The following is a 19,603-nucleotide window of genomic DNA, read 5'->3' on the forward strand; positions in this document are numbered from 1 at the left end:
ATTCATTGGCTTTTTTTTATTCATAAATCGAACGTGCATTCGTTTTTTCAATCTGTTAAAATATATATAGATATTAATAGAAAGGAATTAAATAATGAATGATAAAATTTCCTTTATTCACTGTGCGGATCTACATCTGGACAGTCCATTTATCGGGCTAAGCCATGTCTCTGATAGAATTTTCACTGATCTACGAAAGAGTACATTCAACGCTCTAAATTCCCTCGTAAACCTAGCAATAGAAAAGAAAGTGGATTTCGTGTTAATGGTTGGTGATTTATTTGATAGTGAGCAGCAAAGTTTAAAAGCAGTTATTCGTTTACAAAAAGCTTTTGAGCAATTAAATAAACATAACATACAAGTATATATTTCCTTTGGCAACCATGACTTTCTTGATGGTCGACAGTTTGATTTTAATTATCCAGACAATGTTCATTTATTTGAAGAAGAAAGTGTAAGACATTTCCCTTTTAATAAGAATGGAAAAACAGTTGCAAATATCTATGGATTTAGCTATAAACAACGTGCAGTAACCGACAATAAATCACTGGAATTTAACCCGACGGGTGAAGATATCTATCACATTGGAATGCTTCACGGTAGTTTGTCTAGCAACACAGACCATGATGTCTATGCACCATTTCAACTAAATGATTTAACAAATAAAAACTTTGACTACTGGGCACTTGGCCATATTCATAAGCGACAGGTACTACGTGAAAATCCTTACATCGTATACCCCGGTAATACCCAGGGAAGATCTTCGAAAGAATCAGGGGAAAAAGGGTGCTATTTTGTAGAGTTAGAAAATGGCCAGCAATCACTTGAATTTTATCCACTGCAACGCTTAAGGTTCGAGGACCTCGAGGTGGATGCTAGCTTGTGTGAACAACCTCAACAGTTAGAATCACTTATCGAGGAAATGGTTTCAAATAATAGTAATAAAATAGGTGCAACTATTGTTACGCTCCTTCTATCTAGTAATTCCAGTAATCTTGTAGAATGGCATCAAGCTGGATTTTTGGATGATATCATTGACTATATTAATGAAAGCAATCTGGATACAGAAAGTTGGGCATTTATTCGGTCATACAGTCTAGAAAAACAAACTAAGGCTGATAAATTGGAATTGAAAAAAGGGCAACATTTTCTAGGGGAATTATTACGACAATTTGAAAACCAGGTAGACATAGAAGAATATGTAGAACCACTAATGCAACACAGACAGGCACGTAAGCTTTTGAAATCCTTTACCGAGGAAGAACAACAACAGATTTTAAAGGAAGCAGAAGATTTATTATTGTATCAATTGCTAAAGGAATGAGTGAAAAATGAAAATTTTAAGTGCCAATATCTACGGGTTTGGAAAATGGCAGGATGAACAGTTAAATTTTGGAGACAAGCAATTGGTAATTATCTCAGGAGAGAATGAATCTGGGAAATCAACGCTTCGCCAATATATGTTATTTATGTTCTTTGGTCTCCCCCCAAAAAAAAGAGAGTTCTACTTTCCAAAGACTGGTGGGAAAATGGGTGGTAGATTAACCGTGTCGACTCAAACACATGGTGAATTTACAATTGAACGGATTCATGATCGAAACAATGGTGAAGCGGAATGTTTTTTTCCTGATGGAACTATCGAAAATGAGAAATGGCTAAAGGAAAGTATGACTGGAATAGATTATAGCTCCTTTCAATCAATTTTTTCGTTTGACTCGAATGATCTTAACAAACTACATACATTAAAAGCCGATCAGTTGGGCGAGGTATTATTGGGGATTGGAATGACTGGTTCAGACCAAATTTATAAAACAGAGAAGCATTTGGACAATCAACTTAATCAACTTTTCAAGCCGCAGGGAAAAAAACCAGAGGTTAATGAACAACTCATGAAAATTGAAGAGATAAATAAACAATTGAATGAGTTGAAAGTAGAGGAAAACTCTTATCACGAAAAACAAAGTTTAAAAGAAATAATTAGTGAAGAAATAGTTAATCTTCAACAGGAATTAGCCGCATCAAGAAAAAAACAAACAAGTATTGAAACAAAAATTCAAGTTTCTCCTTTATTAACTGAGCTACATCATGCAAATCAACAGCTATTTCAATATGAAGATCCTAGTGAATTTCCAGAGAATGGTGTCGAGCGATATCAGCACATAAAAGAGCAACTTCTACCATTACAAAGTGAGTACTCTGTATTACATGATAATGAACAGAAATACGAGTCGGAATTAGGTTCACTGAAGAAACAAGTATGGGATAGTGAATTATTTAATAAAGCGAATGTGGTCCTTGAAAGGGCCAGAAACTACAACCATAGTGGAAATGAAATGGAATACCATATAACTGAAAAAGATAGTATAGCTAGAGAGTTAACAAAGGATTTAGAACAACTACAAGTGGGTGTAGAGCTAGAAGACTTGAGGGATTTAAAGTTACCTTTTCACGTGGAAGAGGAATGGAATCAATTAAAACAAGAGAAATCACAGTTGTTCATGGAGCTCGAAAAAGTAGACTCTGAATTAAAGTCTATCCTTCATCAAATCAAACATGTAGGGGATAGGAACGAACATATTAAAGCCAAATTGGTTTCCCAAGAAAAAATAGACCAATACAACCAGAAGGTTAGTGATTATGATAACCAGACTAAAGCTCAGATGTTCAATGAATTTAACATAGACCAGAAACGTAAATGGCAAAAGGAATCAAAAGAAAGAGACAAGCGCTCCAACATAGTTATTGCGGTTGGTTCCCTATTCAGTATAGCGTTAGGCGCATTTGCTTTTGTTGCAGAGATAGATAGTTTATTAATAGCTTCTATTTTGTTGTTTGTGGGTGTTGTAATACAGAAACTAGTTGTTGCCCAATCTAATCGTAGAACGGAGAAAATATTCGGAAAGACGGACACAGTTACTAGAAGTCAGCCAAAACAGGAAGAAATTCATATTAAAGAAATGAAACAAACCCTGTCGGATCAGCAAACTTTTCAATATGAATTAAAGAATGGTGAAGCGGATTACCAAAAGCTTTATATCGAACAGATAAAATTAGAAGAAAAAGAACATTTCTATCGAATTAAACAAAAAAGGCTAGAGAAGAGGGTGAATGAGCAAACAGACATCTTTTCTTTTCTAAATTTGGTTCACATCGATTACTGGCCTAAACTATATCACATACTTAGTAATTCTGTTTTAAAATGGAATAAATACAGTCATCTTGAAAGTGAGATTGAAAAACTACAATTAACATTAAATCACTATGAGGAAGAAATAGTTTTATTTTTAGAAGAAAATCAATTAATTGTTGAAGAGTTACCAATAAATGAAAAAGTCAATCATTTAAAGCGCTTGATAGAAAAACAGATGGGGTTAAACAATAATATTGAACAGTACACTAAATGGTTAAATGAGGTGTACGATTTACAAAGGAATTTAATCTTAAGGATGAAGCCTTACCACGAAGAGATAGCAAACCTTTGGAATTTAGCAAGAGTGGAAGATGAAGAAGTTTTTTTGAAAAAAGGTAATAATAAAAAAAGTCGCGAAAAGCTTGAAAGTAGAATATCAGAAATTAAAGATCAACTTACCCCATTGCTTGGTGAATCTGGATTTAAAATAGCTTTGGCTAGTAAGCCTGATGAAAAAGAGGACTTACTACAAGAAGTGCGTGACATTAAACAATATATTGATGAAGTAGAAGCAAGCATTGAAGATAAACGTCAATCTTTATCGGATGTTAAATCGTTATTAGTTAAGATGGAAAACAAAGAGGACTATTCCATTGTAAAACATCAATTTCATTTGGAACAAGATTATTTGAAAAGCCTAACAAAACAATGGGCTATTCACCAAGTTTCTAAACAAATACTGCTAGAAACAAAGCAAATTTTTCAAAACAACTATCTGCCAAAGGTGATCGAATCTACGTCCTACTATTTCAATTTGTTAACTGGTGGAAGGTATATAAATGTTTTTTCCCCTAAATCAGGAAACCCTATGCAAGTGGAAAATAATTTAGGAATTCGTTTTAATGTCAATCAACTGTCCCAGGGTACTAATGATCAACTTTATATCTCATTACGAATAGCACTAAGTGAAATTGTTAATAAACAGTACAAACTGCCATTTTTCATTGATGATGCATTTGTTCACTTTGATAAAAGTAGGACAAAAGAAATGATTCGAATTTTAAACAAACTGGCTACTAATCAGCAAATAATTCTTTTTACCTGTCAAGATTCACTGCAACTATATGTCGAAAATGAAAAAAATGTTCATTTGCAAGTTCTTTAACGTGGTAGGTTAGCAATCTCTAGAAATTAATGATAAAATATTGATGATAAATTGATGATTTTTAAGGGAATAAATTACTAACTCCTTCCAATCTTTGGAGTTTATGAATCTAGGGACTACTGAGTGAATCACCTACTAAAGAAAGTTTCATTATATTCAGTTGGAGGGCTTGTATTGCCAAACAATGAGGAAAGCAAAGAATGGCGTGTATATGAAGAGGTAATTGATAAATTTGTACAGGTAATAGCAAAAAATATGAATTTATATGGAATTACCCCATCAGTCGGGAGAATATACGGTGCACTATATTTTAATGAAGGCCCGATGACTTTAGACGACATGAGAGATGCGCTAGAAATGAGTAAGACTAGTATGTCTACAGGTGTAAGGTCATTAGCAGAAATGAGAATGGTTGAGCCGGCATTCAAAAAAGGTGAACGTAAGGATCTGTACAAGTCCGAAGAAGATTGGTATAAGTCTTTTACATCTTTATTTGGAAACAGGTGGAGACATCATACAGAAACAAATATAGAAGAGGCTGAAGAAGCAATCAATGAGTTAGAGCAAATTAAAAACAATACAACTGATGAATGGCTGCAGGAAAAGATTAATCTTGATGTGGACCGACTAAGGTATGCTCAGAACTACTACAGGTGGCTAATGAGGTTTATCCATGTGGTGGAGTCAGGAGAAATTTTCGAGTATGTTCCTAAGTACGAAAGTCCAAAATCATGATCAAATCTATCTATTTTCAAAGCCCTTACTAACATAATGATGTGGTAAGGGCTTATTGTTATATGGAATTAATTTATAAAAAAGAGAACATTTACAAGTTTCTTAAAGCCGGAGAGGAGAGATGTACAAATGAACAAAGGTATTGCTAATTATAATGTGGGAGAGCTGTTTGATTATTTTATGCTAGTCAGGGCAGCAAACAAAGGAATAGCAAGTAATGGGAAGCCCTTTTTGACATTACTTTTAAAAGATGTCAGTGGTGAAATCGAGGCTAAACTATGGGAAGCAACATCAGAAGATGAGGAGTTATTCGTGCCAGAACAATTAGTTAAGGTTACCGGGGAAGTAAATCAATTTAGAGGAAGATCACAACTAAAAATTCATAGCATTCGTCCAGCTCAGTCCACTGATGGGGTCCATCCAAATGATTTTATTGAGAAAGCCCCAGTTGAAAAAGACGAATTGATGGCTCGTATCACAGAAATTATTTTTGAAATGAAGAATCCAAATCTTCAAAGAATAGTGAGGTACTTCATTAAAAAGTACCAGGAAGCATTACTAACTTATCCTGCTGCAGTTAAAAATCACCATGAATACGTTTCTGGGTTAGCATACCACATTGTCTCTATGCTTAATTTAGCAAAGGAATTAAAAGTTCTTTATCCGGACATAAATAAAGATTTGCTTTACGCAGGTGTAATACTCCACGACCTTGGTAAAACGAAAGAGCTATCTGGTGTTACCGCACCTTCTTATACACTAGAAGGGAAATTAATTGGGCATATTCCAATCATGGTAGAAGAAATAGGACAGGCAGCAAGAGAGCTTCAAATCGAAACGGAAGAGGTTACAATACTTCAACATATGGTTCTAAGTCATCATGGCAAAGCAGAATGGGGTAGTCCGACACCACCTTTAGTACGTGAAGCAGAACTACTTCATTTAATTGATTTAATCGATGCAAAAATGAATATGTTGAATCGTTCCTTAGAAAAAGTAAAACCAGGTGAGTTTACCGATCGTTTATTCGCCATGGATAATCGAGCATTTTATAGACCACTCTTTGATGAATAATAGCTGAATCTATAAGTAGTATCATGGATTATTTTAATTTTAGGTCATAAGCTCATCCTAATTGCAATCCGAATTTGTGCATATGGGATGAAGAATGGCATAAAGCCAATTGAATTTCTTCCCCTCGAAGCATATTTTGAAATCATTAGCATATATTCTAGAAATATGGACAAGGGGAGGTAATATGATGATACTTGGTATCCCTTGGTGGGTATACATGTTCATTTTATTTATATTTTTCAGTGGTTATATGTCATTTCGGGCATTGGTTGCAGAGAAAAAATTAGAAAAACAATTCATCGAACGTGAAGGTAAAGTCTATATGGATAGAATAGAGGAAAAGCGTAGTAATAAGGAAATAGAAGAAGAAAAAAAGGAATTTATATCAGGGTAATTTAAAAGGACCTACTCCAAATTTTGGGTAGGTCCTTTTGATGCAATATTTATTCAGTTGCTTCAGCTTCAGTTGGTTCTGGTTGATCAAAAAGATCACTGAACTCATCAATTTTAACGTCAATATTTGCGTCTTCCATCAATTGAGCTAACTTAGCTTGTGCAGCTGCATTATCTATTTTACTATTTGCAATCTCCCTGCGTAATTGCTCTTTCATATCTTCTAACGGCTCAAGATCTTCAACTTCGTTTTCAGCAGTTACTTTAATAACATGGAAACCATATTCAGTTTGTACCGGCTCACTGACTTCATCAACATTTAAGTTGTAAACTGCCTCTTCAAAAGGAGGAACCATAGATCCAGGAGTAATCGGTCCAAGGGCACCACCATTCGGTGCAGTTTGTGTATCTGTTGAATACTCTGTAGCTAATGTAGCGAAATCTTCGCCTTCTTCTAATTTCTGTACTACTTCATTCGCTATTTCTTCAGATTCGACTAAGATGTGACTTGCTTCGTACTCAGTTTGAAGACGTTCATATCTTTGTTCTATCTCTTCGTCAGTAACTTCTATACCTTCTGTTAAAGCTTTTTCTTGAAGAAGGCTAAGGCGAAGTGCTTCGCGGAATTCATCTTCACTAGAATAATTACTTTGTTGTAAAACAACTTCGAATTGGTCACCATATTGTTCTTTTAATTCATTTAACTGTTCATCAACCTGTGATTCATCGATTTCATATTCAGATTCCAGAATCTTTTTCATTACAAGATCTTGAAGAACAGTTTCTCCAGTCTGATTCTTTAACTCCTGATAGAATTCTTCTTTAGTAACATTACCTGATTCTGTTTCAACCACAATTTCTGAATCCTCGGATGAGCAAGCAGATAGTGCAAGAACCCCAGCCGCTAAGGATGCTGCGATAACTAGTTTTTTCATTATATAACACTCCTAATCTTGGATCATTGCTTTTTGGCTAGTATGAACAAGCCCATGAAATAATATAACATATTTTAGTGTTAAAAGAACAGTCTGGTTCTAAATTACACACTTTTTACTTAAATTCCATGTGGCCATTGTATTCCCCTTAAGGTATGTAGGGTCAAAATTCTTAAAACCAACCATGCTGATGTATGGTGTTTTATTTAATGAAGGCTAGTTGCTAAAAGATGGTTGTTTTAGACAGAATAACTATAAACTCCGACGTAACTTCTATCTATTTATTCATATATGCTTTCTACAATCGCTTCGGCAAAAAACTTCGCTTTCCGTGGGCACGGCCTTAGCCTCCTCGTAGAAAACCACTACTGCGGGGTCTTCGGACTCGTGGGACTGCGATTACTCGTCCCATCGAAAACCATTGCTGTTCCCACAGGAGTCTGTGTTTTTTGCCTACGCTGTTAATAGTGTTCTGATTATCGAGGGAAAGTCTATGGTTTTACGTGAAAAAATTTTCATTTTCTTGAACACAAGCTATCCAAGCTGCGAAACTACACTAGATTTTGGTTTTTATCCATCTTTCTTTCATTACTGTTACATAAATGATGGTGATTGGAGCGGAGGGCAGTCGACTCCTCGAAAATACAAACCAATTTTCTTCGTGCGATGCAATGCTGCCGGAGCCTTCCTTATCCTGCGGGAAAAGCGACGGCTGAAAATCCCGCAGGAAGCGGTTTTCTTCCGAGGAAGTTGAAGCGTTGCCCGCGGAAAGCGACTGCCCGAAGCGCAAATCAACTAGTAGCTACGCTACGACGCAATTTATATCAACTACGTAACAAGCAACAAAACTTATATAAAAGGGCAATGAAAAAGGGATGACGAAATATAATTTCGTCATCCCGTTTTTTATTTGGGTAATCTGTATAACTAGTAAAGGATTAGTCATTTACTAATTAAGTGAATAAAACTTCAACATATGATGATATTAATAATATCGTAATAAGAATGTTTATCGTTCTAAATACATTAGGTTGGCGCTCTTGTGACATTTCTGTTTGCAAGCACAGTTTATGTGTCAAAGAATTAAACAAAAATAGTACTAATAAGGCAAAGGGAACGAAAATAATTGCCATAAGATAATGACCTCCTTTTACACACCTATGAAACTACTTTATCAGAAAATGCTGTAGTTGAACAGAAATAAGTTATAAATAATCAAGCACCCTATGTTAGGGTGCTTGATTTATACTAGCTTACTAGTATATCATATCCGTCTTTGGCATTTTCAATAACACATTTTTTAGGGGCTTTTAGTAATTGTTTTGTATATAAAAAATCGGTAAAAGATAATCCAATATTTACAGCAGTAAATAATACGAAATATGCATAATAGTCTGCAAATAGGTAACTAGAGAATAATCCCGGAACTGTAATTAGTACAGTAGGTGCTAATAAAATGAAAATCGATGTTCTTTTAGACATTTTTGTCTTTGTTGTAAATAAGAAGGTAGGAAAAATTCCTATTTTAAAACGCCAGTTAATTTTAAGACGTTTATTTATCAAAAACACTGGCAATACGTGTGTTAGTTTGTGAAACATAGGTAAAAGTAATAAACTTATTAATAATGGTACTAACCCGTGATCCTTCAATTCAATTGTTTGGTGAACAATCGAATATGGTAAATATAAGAAAATAAAAGATAAAAGTCCAGTTAATAAAGAAATTAAATAAATACGGTTTAATCCGAATTCTCTGGTAATATTTACTGTTTTCCAGCAATTCATCATAAATTCCCCCTTACATCAGCGCAACTAGTTTATAAATTATTGTTTTTTTTTGAAGGGAGCTTTTCCCTCACTGAATATAGTACGTTTATGAAGAAAAATCAATAGCTTTGTAAGAAAAAAAAAATATAGTTTAAATTATACTATATTTATTTGAATTATATGTGGAGTAAGGAGCTTACGCGTGGGTATTTGTAGTAAACAAATCTAACTAATATAGCCTAGATTAAATTGTTATCCTAGAAACAGAACAAAAAGCATTGAAACATAGTTAGAAAAAGAGTTATATAATTGATTTTCTGTTGATTTGAAATGATATCCTACTAAGTTTAAGTATTAAGTATCTAAACACTAAGAAGGAGGGATTTCCCCTTCCTTCTTTGAAACTTTTATTGGGAGGAATTGTTTTTTATTTTTTTGAAAGCTTGTTCGACTTTATTGTTGAATGTAATCATTTCTCTTAGTCTACTGTATATTCCTTCCAATTCATCCGAATGAGGCTTTTCTTTGGAAGGTATTGCCTCTTCCTCTAACCTACTTTCTATTTGTTTTAGTAAATCCTTTTGCCGATTAACAGTATCTATCCTTTTGTGAAGGAAGGAATTCATGAATTTATTGTAAAGGTTTTCATTTGCAGTGTATAAATCTTTGCGAACACCTTTTATCCAAACACGTTGAACTAAATTTGACTCTAATAAATTTCGAATGCCAGTACTAATAGAAGTTTTACTTTTTCCTAATGCTTCACTCATTTGATCAAGAGTCATTGGAGTGTTTTCTAAATAAAGAATTGAAAACAACCTAGCCTCTACTGGAGGCAAATCAAATATTTCCACTGTCTTTGAAAATTCGGTAATAATTAAGTTATTAATCTCAACAAGTTGACTTGCGGACATAGGAACCTCCTTTAAACTGTTACTATATAAAGAGTACATCAAATATTTTTTTTTTGGAAATTACATATGTAGGTGCATTATCAAGTAAATGGTTAAATATGAAAGAAATTGCACTGTAAAGTCTGTACAGAATAAACTGTTCGTAAAATTTGTACGAAACTAATAGTATTTATTGTTTGAATTATAAATAGAAAAAGGGATATAGTATTAAAGGAATGATTATAATCTAAAAACAATTTCCGTTCTCTTAATAATGTTTATGAATTATATAAAAAAGGAATGGGAAGTTATCTAATTGTTAAGAGAGGTGAATTTAGTGTCCGTCATTAAAGTAGAGGGGTTATCTAAAGTATTTGGTAAAAATACAAAAGAAGCACTTAAACTCCTAGATCAAGGCAAATCAAAAGAAGAAATTCTAAAAGAGACTGGATGTACTGTTGGTGTCAACAGAGCTTCTTTCGAAGTAGAAGCAGGAGAAGTTTTTGTTATTATGGGTTTATCAGGGAGTGGTAAATCAACATTAGTACGATTACTTAACAGGTTAATTGAGCCAACAGAAGGTAGTGTATTTGTTGACCAAGAAGACTTAGCTAAGGTAGATAAAAACATTCTCCGACGAGTTCGTAGAGAAAAAATGAGTATGGTATTTCAAAAGTTTGCTTTGTTTCCGCATCGAAGCATATTAGAAAATGCTGAATTCGGCTTGGAAATCCAAGGTATTGAAAAAGAAGAAAGAAGTAAGAAAGCTAAAGAATCACTAGATCTCGTTGGTTTAGGAGATTATATACACCAATATCCAGAACAACTATCCGGTGGTATGCAACAGCGAGTTGGTTTAGCAAGAGCGTTGGCTAATGATCCCGACGTATTGTTGATGGACGAAGCATTTTCGGCATTAGATCCTTTGATCCGTAAAGATATGCAAGATGAACTACTCGATTTACAAGAATCTATGCAGAAAACAATCATATTTATAACCCACGATTTAGATGAGGCACTAAGAATTGGTGACCGGATTGCATTAATGAAGGATGGTAAAATAGTTCAAATCGGTTCTCCTGAGGAAATCCTCGTCAATCCTGCCAATGAATATGTAGAGAGATTTGTCCAAGATGTAGATCGTTCCAAAGTTCTAACAGCAGAACACATTATGAAGCGGCCAGCAACAATTAATATTGAAAAACACGGCCCAAGAGTTGCTTTAGAAATTATGAAAGAAGAAGGATTATCAAGTATTTATGTAACGGATAGTAAGCGTAATTTGAAAGGTTATGTTACAGCAGATGACGCTTCCGAGGCCCGTAAGAACGAAATTCGAGACCTCAATAAAATATTGAAAACAGATGTTCCGACAGTTACTAAGGATACCTCAATGCACGATATTTTTGAAGTTATTCATAACTCTCCAGTACCAATAGCTGTAGTTGAGGATGGGAAATTATTAGGAATTATTGTTCGTGGTGCTGTCATTGCTGCACTTGTTGGAGAAGGCGAGGTGAAGATAGACAATGCTTGATTTTATTGCTAAAATTCCAATCGCTGAATTTATAGAATGGTTAACAGACCAAATTACAGATACTTTTTCATTTCTTTTCAACCCAATTAAGAATCAGTTTGGGGACTTTATGGAATGGGTGGCAGATAGTTTATCCGCAATTCCACCAATTATCGTTATTATAATAGTTGCAGCTCTGGCTTTTTGGGTAAGTGGTAAAAAATTTGGACTAGCTGCTTTTTCTATAGTTGGTTTATGGCTTATCTATAACCAAGGATTCTGGGAAGAACTTATGTTTACTCTAACGTTAGTAATTATTTCAAGTGTTCTTTCGGTAATAATTGGGGTTCCATTTGGTATCTTGATGTCTAAAAGTAAAACTGCAGAAAACATAATTACTCCAATTTTGGACTTTATGCAAACAATGCCTGCCTTTGTTTACTTAATTCCTGCAGTAGCTTTTTTCAGTATTGGAATGGTACCAGGTGTGTTTGCTTCATTGATATTCGCTACCCCACCTACTGTCCGATTTACCAATCTAGGTATTAGACAGGTGTCGAAGGAGCTTGTAGAAGCTTCAGAAGCCTTTGGTAGTACTGGGTCTCAGAAACTGTTTAAAGTCGAACTGCCAATGGCAAAGAGCACAATTATGGCAGGGATTAACCAAACTGTTATGTTATCACTGTCTATGGTTGTAATTGCGTCAATGATTGGTGCACCAGGTTTAGGAAGGGAAGTACTTTCCGCCTTACAACGTGCACAAGTTGGAACAGGTTTCGTAGCTGGTATAGGAATTGTAATTCTAGCTATTATTATTGACCGTTTCACTCAAAATTTGAACACGAAGAATGCAAATTAACACTTAACTTGTTGGCAACTTTTCTTTTCGGAAGAGTTTACCATAAATAAAAAAGAAGATTGGGGAGATTTATTAGTTATGATAAAATTACAATGGAAACATTTTGGCCTAGTAGCTGTACTATTGTTATCGTTAGTATTAGTTGCGTGTGGTGGTAATGAAGAAGATACTGATACAGGCACCGATGATACTGGTGCAGATACTGGAGAAGAAACAGGCGAAGAAGACACTGCAACTGGTGCAGAATTAGGTAACGAGGAACTTGAGCTTGTTTATGTAGAATGGGATTCTGAAATTGCTTCTACAAATGTTATTAGTCAGGTACTTGAAGAACAAGGGTATGATGTTACGATAACACCAATCGATAACGCTGTAATGTGGCAGTCGGTTGCAAATGGAGATGCAGATGGAATGGTAGCAGCTTGGTTACCAGGAACTCACGGGCCATTATATGAAGAACACAAAGAAAATCTTGTTGAGTTAGGTCCAAACTTAGAAGGTGCTAAAATTGGTTTAGTTGTTCCGGCTTATATGGAGGCTGAATCTATTGGAGATCTTGCTAACTTTACAGAAGAATTAGATGGTAAAATTACTGGTATCGAACCAGGTGCTGGTGTTGTTCAGGCTGCTGAACAATCAGTGGAGGATTATGGCTTAGAGGGATTTGAAGTACAAACTTCTTCTAGTGGTGCTATGGCAACCGCATTAGGTGAGGCTGTTGAAAATAATGAGCCAATCGTTGTTACCGGATGGACTCCACACTGGAAATTCGCTCAATACGATCTTAAATATCTAGAAGATCCAGAAGAGTCTTTTGGTGGTGCAGAAACAATCGAGACAATGGTACGTCAAGGACTTGAAGAAGATAGTCCTGCAGCATACCAAATATTAGATCAATTTAACTGGACTCCAGCAGACATGGAGTCAATCATGTTAGAGGTGTCTAACGGCGCTTCTGTAGAGGATGCAGCAGCTGCTTGGATTGAAGCAAATCAAGATAAAGTTGATGAGTGGACAGCAGTAGAGTAAAAAAACATCTTTCAAATAATATAAAGAACTGTTCTTGGGTAAAACTAAGGGCAGTTCTTTTTTTTGCACTTAAATAAAGAAGGAGAGTTTAATGTGAACAAGTATTTCTGGAAAAAAATAAGTCTATTGTTGGGGTTATCTTTAGCAATAATTATTTCTGGTTGTGGAGGAGATGATAAAGAAGAAGAAAAAGATAGCCAAGCTGAAAATGAGACTAATTTAAATGTTAGTGAAGAGATGAATTATACAATTACAGGTATTGAACCCGGTGCAGGCATAACACAAGCAACAGAGAAAGCTTTAGAAGGCTATGAGAATTTATCTGGTTGGGAATTTCAAACCGCATCGACTGCAGCTATGTTAACCTCTCTAAAAGATGCTTATGACAATGAAGAACCGATTGTAATTACAGGCTGGTCTCCCCATTGGATGTTTGCTGAATGGGATCTTAAATATCTAGAAGATCCAAAAGGAATTTATGGTGATGTCGAGTATATTAGTACGATAGTTAGAAAGGACTTAAAGACTGACATGCCAGAAGCCTATGAGATCCTAGATAGATTTCACTGGGAACCAGAGGATATGGAAAACTTAATGCAACAAGCTCAGGAGATGGAATTTGAGGAAGCGGCAAAAAAATGGGTCGAGCATGATGATAATAAAGAAAGGGTTTCTGAATGGACAGAAGGACTTCAACAAGTTGACGGTCAAAAAATAAAACTTGTTTTAACACCTTGGGATACAGAAAGGTCATCCGCTCATGTAATGAGTCAAGTGCTCGAAAATCAAGGATATGATGTAACGTTAACACCTGTAGACCCTTCAGTAATGATACAAGCAGTCGCTACAGGTGATGCAGACGCTTCACTGGCACCTTGGCTACCCAGAACGCATGGAGACTTCTATGATGCCTATGAAGGTGAATTTGAGGATTTAGGTGAAAACCTTAAAGGTGCAAAAATTGGTTTAGTCGTTCCAGAATATATGGATATAAAATCTATTGAAGAATTAGAAGCAGCAGATTAACTTTAAACTTGAAAAGATAAAAAACAAAAGTTTGCGTCAGTTGACGACAAACTTTTGTTTGATTAATGTTAATTTTCTTTTCTTGAGTTTTTCTCTTCTAATTCCCTCAAGCTTTCCTCAATTTGTGTTAAGTACTTTTGGATGTTTTTTTGATGGGGCTCAATCGTTCTTTTCCAGCTCTCAATTGATTGCTTCATATCTGTAGATAACTCTTTAATTAACGATATACCTTCTTTAGACGTTTGAGCAATTTGATCAGATAAGTGGAACCCTTCATCTTTTAACCTTTCGAACGAATGAACTAAATCTTCTCCCCGTGATACTGCCTGATTGCGGAGATCTCTTCCAGAAGTTGGAGTACTAAGTAAAGTAGCTGCACCACTTACAACTCCTCCAAAAATAAAGCCGAGTAGTAATGATTTTCCATTTGCCATCGCTTACACTCCTTTCTATCCATATTATACTATTTTCACGAATTTTGTAATTATAAAACATTTAAATTTAACAATTTTTTTATGAGTAGAATAAAAAGAACCCCCGAGACATTTCGGGGGTTCGCTTATCCTCTTTAATTATAATGTAACAGGTTGAGCTCTTTTCATAATGTTGGTTACGATAGGATATAAAATTACAATGAAGATTACGTTAAATAGTGTAGCAGGAAGGACAACCGCAGAGAATAATGCGATAAAGCTACCTGGTAACAATCCTATCACATACAATGCCATTACTAAGAAGACAGTACCACTAACCATAGTTCCAATAGCAGCAAGAACTGGTGCTGCAATATTTAATTTGGTACGGTCACGAACAAGCAATAATAATCCAAAAAATATAAATGCGGTAATAGGTTTATCAACGATATTAGAAATTTGTCCACCTGGAACTGTAGTTGTTAGGGCGGATATAATACCAGTCACTATTGATAATAATAAAACATATTGTGTTTTAGGAAATAATAATATTCCTAGAAACATCATCGGCAACATTATATCTGGTCTCATCCCAAACAATATTGGCGGGGCAATGGCGTGTAATACAGCACCGATCCCAATAAATAATGATAAAATAATTAAAACTCTTGTCTTCATAAAACTCTCTCCTCTACTCAACTATGCTATATTCCTTCCAATTATGCACTGATTGCTAATTGCGAAGGTTAGTAACAAGTATAGCAAAGAATAATCAGAATAAAAAGATATAATTTTAGATAATAAGAAAATCTCTAGTTATCTTTACTAGAGATTTTCTTGAATATTTAGATTGGACGGTATTTAAGTGTTTATTTGATTAGTAATGTCACTAGCGATTTTTTGAAGGTCTTCTTTTGTATAATCGTCACTATTAGTTTTCCAAACCGCACCAAACCCATCACCTTTGCCATAACGAGGAATTAGGTGTATATGTATATGAAATACGGATTGACCAGCAGGCTCTTCGTTATTATTTAGAACATTTAACCCAATAGGTTGATAGGCTTCTTTAATAGCCTTAGCTACTATAGGAACACGGTTGAATAATTGTGCCGCAACATCCGAAGGGGTTTCATAAATATCTTTGAAGTGGTCCTTAGGGATTATTAATGTATGGCCTTTGGTTACTTGACTTATATCTAGGAAAGCATAGACATAGTCATCTTCATATACTTTTGCTGAAGGTATCTCACCGTTCACTATTTTACAAAAAAGGCAATCTTCTGAATGACTCATTTTATCACTCCTATTTTCTTTAAGTGGTTAGTAATTCGAAATGGAAGATAAGTTGTGACTGTTGGTATCTGCGTTCACAGTGACTAACGGTCATTTACTTAAGATGTTCTTTATAACATGGACTTAGGGCAACTAGGATTCTAAGCAATTACTAAGCTTCCTTTATTGTATAAATTTTGGTAGTCATATGTAAAGCATTAAGGGCAGGACAAAAAACAAGCGGGTTAGTCCAAATGCAGTTCAGTCATAAGACCTTGCTGATTAAGGACAACCCGCTGTTAGAAGGAGAAAGATAATTTCATCATCTGAATCATGAACTTGAACGTAATTGTGAACCAGGGGAATGATTCATTTTGGGTAACAAGTTATAAACCTTTCGTCAACACCCCATTTGGCTAGAGTAGTTGGCTCCCATTTTGGAAGAGGTTTGTAAAACTAGATGAATATCTTTCACCGACACCTCATTTCGTGAAATTCCACAATTTAATTGTCGTTTAGTAAAAGTGAAAATATCGTAACTCCTTCTATCGCTATTTTGTTCCGAATAGAGTAAATATATTCATGTAAATAGTTAAAAGTTAAAAGAAGTATATTTTTGGCAAAGCTATGGTAAAATGGTAGAATTTGAATCAACTATACATGTGTTCAGAATTATTAGGAGGTAAAGTGATTTGAATCCTTTATTACATATTGAAAACTTAGAAGGTGGATATACTCGTAAAAATGTTTTACACGGAATTTCTTTTGATGTATTCCCAAACGAAATTGTCGGTCTTATTGGATTAAATGGGGCGGGGAAGAGTACTACAATTAAACATATTATCGGCTTAATGCAAGCAAAAAAAGGAAAAGTTGAAATTGAAGGGAAAAGGTTTGAGGATTCTCCCGAGTCGTACCGGAGCACCTTTTCCTATATTCCAGAAATGCCTCTGCTTTATGATGAATTAACTCTTTATGAACATCTGCGTTTAACAGCAATGGCATATGATATTCCAGAAGATACATTTAAAAAGAGGTTGGATCCTTTACTAAAGGAATTTAGGCTAGAAAAGAAACTTAAATGGTTTCCGGTTCATTTTTCAAAAGGAATGAGACAAAAAGTAATGATTATGTGTGCTTTTTTAATAGAACCAGCTTTATATATCGTTGATGAACCATTTGTTGGGCTCGATCCTTTGGGAATTCAATCTTATTTACAACTGATGGACGAGATGAAAGAAAAGGGATCAGGAATTTTAATGTCCACACATATACTAGCGACAGCAGAACGGTATTGTGACCGGTTCGTTATCTTGCATGAAGGTAGGGTAAAGGCACAAGGAACCTTAAATGAGTTAAGACAGGAATTTAATATGCCAACGGCTACCCTTGATGATTTATATGTGCAACTTACAAAGGAAGATAGTTATGTTTAATGCTCAACAATTTTTTAACGAGCGTTTTTCTGCGCACTTAAAAGAGATTAGTCGTTATTTGCGATATATATTTACTGGTCATTTAGTAATCGCAATGTTATTCATCGTGTCAGCACTTGCCTTTTATTATCAGCAATGGCTGGCAATTATTCCTGAAAACTTTCCGTCCGTATTGATTATAAGTCTGCTGTTCAGTATTGTGGCTAGTTACAGTCCTGTTAGAACGCTATTAAAGGAACCTGATCTTGTCTTTTTATTACCAGCTGAACACAAGATGGGGCCATATTTTAGAAGTAGCTTGATTTATAGTTTTGTTGTTCAATTGTATTTAGTCTTTTTAATTGCTGCAGTACTAGGTCCGTTATATTTTGCTTCCTTTCCAGTAGGGACTAACAGTCCTTATATTTTAGTTATTGTGATTCTACTTGTTTTGAAGGTGTGGAATTTGTTTGCTAATTGGTGGATCTTAAAAATAAGGGATATAAGAAGTCGTACTATAGATCATACCATTAGATTCCTGTTGAACTTTTTTACGTTCTTTTTCTTTATAAATGGAGAAGTTTTGTTCGCAGGAATTACGACGATACTGTTATTTGGTCTGTTTATGTATGACTTTTATTTATCTAAACAAAACGTAGGGATTGTTTGGGATTTACTAGTCGAGAAGGATCGAATGCGAATGCGGACGTTTTATCGGATCGCAAATATGTTTACGGATGTACCTCATTTAAAAACACAAATTAAGAAAAGGCATTGGCTAGTAGCTTTAATCGTTAGAAATGTTCCTTATAAACAAGAAAAAACATTTGCATATTTATATCGAATAACGACCATTCGAAGTGGAGAGTATTTAGGTATCTATAGTCGTCTTTTCATCATAGGTGCATTATCAGTCTACTTTATCCCTAATATGGGAATACAAATAGCTTTTAGTATATTATTCATTTACTTAAGTGGTTTCCAAATGATGACGTTGTGGCAACATTATCGGACAATAGCTTGGTTAGATATCTATCCGGTAAAAAAAGAGTGGAGAGAACAAGCATTCACCTCATGGTTGCTTGCCCTGATGCTTAGTCAAACCTTACTATTTGGACTTTTATTCATGTTCTTAGGAAACATTAGTGGTCTTGTAATCGTATGGTTAGGTGGTACCCTGTTTAGTTATCTTTTTGTTCATGGGTATGTTAAAAAAAGATTGACCTAAAGGAGACGGCAAATGTCAGAATCCACTTACGAACAAAAAGCTTTAAATGAGGCACAACGATTTCAACGATCACTACAGAAAAAGTCATCGATTGTTAAACGAACGTCAAAGAGTATACAATCTAAAATCAACAATAGAGTGCCTGAAAAAGTTCACCGTGTTGTCACGGAAAGTGTAAAAAAAATGATTGAGCTAGCATTAACTTCATCCAACTATATTCACCCAATCGATGTACAAACGGACTGGATATTTGAAGAGAAAGAAAATCAAGTAAATCAGCGATTGAAGCAGTATAAAAAAACAGCTATGCTAGAGGGTGCTGGTACAGGTGCAGGCGGGATTTTTCTTGGGATAGCTGATTTTCCCCTATTACTAAGTATTAAAATGAAATTTCTATTTGATACCGCGCGTATCTATGGATATGATGTGGATAAATATGAAGAGAGAATGTATGTACTGCATATTTTCATGCTAGCATTTTCTAGTGATGAAAAGCGTGGTGACGTGTTAACCACGTTAATTGATTGGGAAAAAGAGAAAGACGTGCTTAAAGAGGTAGATTGGAAGATGTTGCAATTAGAGTATCGAGATTCAATTGACTTTGTGAAAATGATGCAGTTAATTCCAGGATTTGGTGCAATAGTAGGTGCCTTTGCTAACCGAAAGTTGTTAGATCAATTAGGTGATACTGCAATACAAATCTATCGGCTTCGAATATTGTCTTAATAACCAAAAGCGATTACTAATTTA

20 protein-coding genes are annotated in these 19,603 nt (G+C 34.9%); 13 read left to right on the forward strand and 7 right to left on the reverse strand.

The features are described 5' to 3' along the window. Window positions 1-94: 94 nt before the first annotated feature. The 5 genes from GH741_RS15870 to GH741_RS15890 all read left to right on the forward strand — a co-directional run bounded on the left by GH741_RS15870 (window position 95) and on the right by GH741_RS15890 (window position 6,498). Window positions 95-1,324 (forward strand): metallophosphoesterase family protein, encoded by a 1,230-nt coding sequence (locus tag GH741_RS15870; protein ID WP_153737735.1) that lies wholly within the window; start codon window positions 95-97, stop codon window positions 1,322-1,324. 7 nt (window positions 1,325-1,331) lie between these two features. Further along, on the forward strand, window positions 1,332-4,295 hold the full coding sequence (locus tag GH741_RS15875) for an ATP-binding protein (RefSeq protein WP_153737736.1): 2,964 nt from the start codon (window positions 1,332-1,334) through the stop codon (window positions 4,293-4,295). Window positions 4,296-4,469: 174 nt separating this feature from the next. Then, window positions 4,470-5,030 (forward strand): GbsR/MarR family transcriptional regulator, encoded by a 561-nt coding sequence (locus GH741_RS15880; RefSeq protein WP_153737737.1) that lies wholly within the window; start codon window positions 4,470-4,472, stop codon window positions 5,028-5,030. 129 nt (window positions 5,031-5,159) lie between these two features. Then, window positions 5,160-6,104: a 3'-5' exoribonuclease YhaM gene (gene yhaM, locus GH741_RS15885; protein ID WP_153737738.1), complete on the forward strand. Its 945-nt coding sequence runs from the start codon at window positions 5,160-5,162 to the stop codon at window positions 6,102-6,104. 187 nt (window positions 6,105-6,291) lie between these two features. Further along, window positions 6,292-6,498: a sporulation YhaL family protein gene (locus GH741_RS15890; RefSeq protein WP_153737739.1), complete on the forward strand. Its 207-nt coding sequence runs from the start codon at window positions 6,292-6,294 to the stop codon at window positions 6,496-6,498. A 49-nt stretch (window positions 6,499-6,547) separates the two neighbouring features. Here GH741_RS15890 and GH741_RS15895 read toward each other — a convergent pair whose 3' ends face one another. After that, the gene (locus GH741_RS15895) at window positions 6,548-7,432 is read right to left on the reverse strand and encodes a peptidylprolyl isomerase (protein WP_153737740.1); all 885 of its coding nucleotides are present in this window, start codon (window positions 7,430-7,432) and stop codon (window positions 6,548-6,550) included. A 612-nt stretch (window positions 7,433-8,044) separates the two neighbouring features. Between GH741_RS15895 and GH741_RS15900 the strand changes: the two genes are divergently transcribed. Continuing rightward, on the forward strand, window positions 8,045-8,311 hold the full coding sequence (locus GH741_RS15900; protein ID WP_153737741.1) for a hypothetical protein: 267 nt from the start codon (window positions 8,045-8,047) through the stop codon (window positions 8,309-8,311). A gap of 74 nt (window positions 8,312-8,385) precedes the next feature. Here GH741_RS15900 and GH741_RS21660 read toward each other — a convergent pair whose 3' ends face one another. From GH741_RS21660 to GH741_RS15910, 3 genes are all read right to left on the reverse strand, one after another. Then, window positions 8,386-8,565, reverse strand: a complete 180-nt coding sequence (locus tag GH741_RS21660) for a hypothetical protein (RefSeq protein WP_170287648.1) — start codon at window positions 8,563-8,565, stop codon at window positions 8,386-8,388. A gap of 115 nt (window positions 8,566-8,680) precedes the next feature. After that, on the reverse strand, window positions 8,681-9,217 hold the full coding sequence (locus GH741_RS15905; RefSeq protein ID WP_240795539.1) for a DUF3267 domain-containing protein: 537 nt from the start codon (window positions 9,215-9,217) through the stop codon (window positions 8,681-8,683). A gap of 389 nt (window positions 9,218-9,606) precedes the next feature. Beyond that, a complete protein-coding gene (locus GH741_RS15910; RefSeq protein ID WP_153737743.1) occupies window positions 9,607-10,113 on the reverse strand; it encodes a GbsR/MarR family transcriptional regulator in 507 nt (168 codons plus the stop codon). A gap of 316 nt (window positions 10,114-10,429) precedes the next feature. Here GH741_RS15910 and GH741_RS15915 point away from each other — a divergent pair, with 316 nt between their 5' ends. From GH741_RS15915 to GH741_RS15930, 4 genes are all read left to right on the forward strand, one after another. Further along, complete coding sequence (locus tag GH741_RS15915; protein ID WP_338079509.1) at window positions 10,430-11,629, forward strand: quaternary amine ABC transporter ATP-binding protein; 1,200 nt, start codon at window positions 10,430-10,432, stop codon at window positions 11,627-11,629. Further along, the gene (locus GH741_RS15920) at window positions 11,622-12,467 is read left to right on the forward strand and encodes an ABC transporter permease (protein ID WP_153737745.1); all 846 of its coding nucleotides are present in this window, start codon (window positions 11,622-11,624) and stop codon (window positions 12,465-12,467) included. The genes GH741_RS15915 and GH741_RS15920 overlap by 8 nt, the downstream gene beginning before the upstream one ends. A gap of 78 nt (window positions 12,468-12,545) precedes the next feature. Next, complete coding sequence (locus GH741_RS15925) at window positions 12,546-13,496, forward strand: glycine betaine ABC transporter substrate-binding protein (protein ID WP_153737746.1); 951 nt, start codon at window positions 12,546-12,548, stop codon at window positions 13,494-13,496. Between the two features lie 93 nt (window positions 13,497-13,589). Then, complete coding sequence (locus GH741_RS15930; protein WP_338079511.1) at window positions 13,590-14,522, forward strand: glycine betaine ABC transporter substrate-binding protein; 933 nt, start codon at window positions 13,590-13,592, stop codon at window positions 14,520-14,522. Window positions 14,523-14,590: 68 nt separating this feature from the next. Here GH741_RS15930 and GH741_RS15935 read toward each other — a convergent pair whose 3' ends face one another. The 3 genes from GH741_RS15935 to GH741_RS15945 form a co-directional block, all read right to left on the reverse strand. Continuing rightward, window positions 14,591-14,956, reverse strand: a complete 366-nt coding sequence (locus GH741_RS15935) for a YtxH domain-containing protein (protein WP_153737748.1) — start codon at window positions 14,954-14,956, stop codon at window positions 14,591-14,593. 138 nt (window positions 14,957-15,094) lie between these two features. Further along, on the reverse strand, window positions 15,095-15,613 hold the full coding sequence (locus GH741_RS15940) for a tryptophan transporter (RefSeq protein ID WP_153737749.1): 519 nt from the start codon (window positions 15,611-15,613) through the stop codon (window positions 15,095-15,097). 183 nt (window positions 15,614-15,796) lie between these two features. Beyond that, entirely contained in the window at window positions 15,797-16,231 is a 435-nt protein-coding gene (locus tag GH741_RS15945) for an HIT family protein (RefSeq protein ID WP_153737750.1), read from the reverse strand. A gap of 671 nt (window positions 16,232-16,902) precedes the next feature. Here GH741_RS15945 and GH741_RS15950 point away from each other — a divergent pair. From GH741_RS15950 to GH741_RS15960, 3 genes are read left to right on the forward strand one after another with little or no spacing between them, the layout of a single operon-like run. After that, window positions 16,903-17,646: an ABC transporter ATP-binding protein gene (locus GH741_RS15950; protein ID WP_153737751.1), complete on the forward strand. Its 744-nt coding sequence runs from the start codon at window positions 16,903-16,905 to the stop codon at window positions 17,644-17,646. Next, complete coding sequence (locus GH741_RS15955; RefSeq protein WP_153737752.1) at window positions 17,639-18,853, forward strand: ABC transporter permease; 1,215 nt, start codon at window positions 17,639-17,641, stop codon at window positions 18,851-18,853. The genes GH741_RS15950 and GH741_RS15955 overlap by 8 nt, the downstream gene beginning before the upstream one ends. A 12-nt stretch (window positions 18,854-18,865) precedes the next feature. Further along, the gene (locus GH741_RS15960; protein WP_153737753.1) at window positions 18,866-19,579 is read left to right on the forward strand and encodes an EcsC family protein; all 714 of its coding nucleotides are present in this window, start codon (window positions 18,866-18,868) and stop codon (window positions 19,577-19,579) included. Window positions 19,580-19,603: the final 24 nt, after the last annotated feature.

It is taken from the genome of Aquibacillus halophilus (assembly GCF_009649745.1).
Lineage (GTDB): Bacteria > Bacillota > Bacilli > Bacillales > Amphibacillaceae > Aquibacillus > Aquibacillus halophilus.

Bases quoted from the DNA above. Each gene is read 5' to 3' on its own strand.
- GH741_RS15895 (WP_153737740.1), bottom strand. From the start codon at position 7,432: ATGAAAAAACTAGTTATCGCAGCATCCTTAGCGGCTGGGGTTCTTGCA.
- GH741_RS15935 (WP_153737748.1), bottom strand. From the start codon at position 14,956: ATGGCAAATGGAAAATCATTACTACTCGGCTTTATTTTTGGAGGAGTT.
- GH741_RS21660 (WP_170287648.1), bottom strand. From the start codon at position 8,565: ATGGCAATTATTTTCGTTCCCTTTGCCTTATTAGTACTATTTTTGTTT.
- GH741_RS15870 (WP_153737735.1), top strand. From the start codon at position 95: ATGAATGATAAAATTTCCTTTATTCACTGTGCGGATCTACATCTGGAC.
- GH741_RS15925 (WP_153737746.1), top strand. From the start codon at position 12,546: ATGATAAAATTACAATGGAAACATTTTGGCCTAGTAGCTGTACTATTG.
- GH741_RS15945 (WP_153737750.1), bottom strand. From the start codon at position 16,231: ATGAGTCATTCAGAAGATTGCCTTTTTTGTAAAATAGTGAACGGTGAG.
- GH741_RS15955 (WP_153737752.1), top strand. From the start codon at position 17,639: ATGTTTAATGCTCAACAATTTTTTAACGAGCGTTTTTCTGCGCACTTA.
- GH741_RS15960 (WP_153737753.1), top strand. From the start codon at position 18,866: ATGTCAGAATCCACTTACGAACAAAAAGCTTTAAATGAGGCACAACGA.
- GH741_RS15910 (WP_153737743.1), bottom strand. From the start codon at position 10,113: ATGTCCGCAAGTCAACTTGTTGAGATTAATAACTTAATTATTACCGAA.
- GH741_RS15920 (WP_153737745.1), top strand. From the start codon at position 11,622: ATGCTTGATTTTATTGCTAAAATTCCAATCGCTGAATTTATAGAATGG.
- yhaM (WP_153737738.1), top strand. From the start codon at position 5,160: ATGAACAAAGGTATTGCTAATTATAATGTGGGAGAGCTGTTTGATTAT.
- GH741_RS15905 (WP_240795539.1), bottom strand. From the start codon at position 9,217: ATGAATTGCTGGAAAACAGTAAATATTACCAGAGAATTCGGATTAAAC.
- GH741_RS15890 (WP_153737739.1), top strand. From the start codon at position 6,292: ATGATACTTGGTATCCCTTGGTGGGTATACATGTTCATTTTATTTATA.
- GH741_RS15875 (WP_153737736.1), top strand. From the start codon at position 1,332: ATGAAAATTTTAAGTGCCAATATCTACGGGTTTGGAAAATGGCAGGAT.
- GH741_RS15940 (WP_153737749.1), bottom strand. From the start codon at position 15,613: ATGAAGACAAGAGTTTTAATTATTTTATCATTATTTATTGGGATCGGT.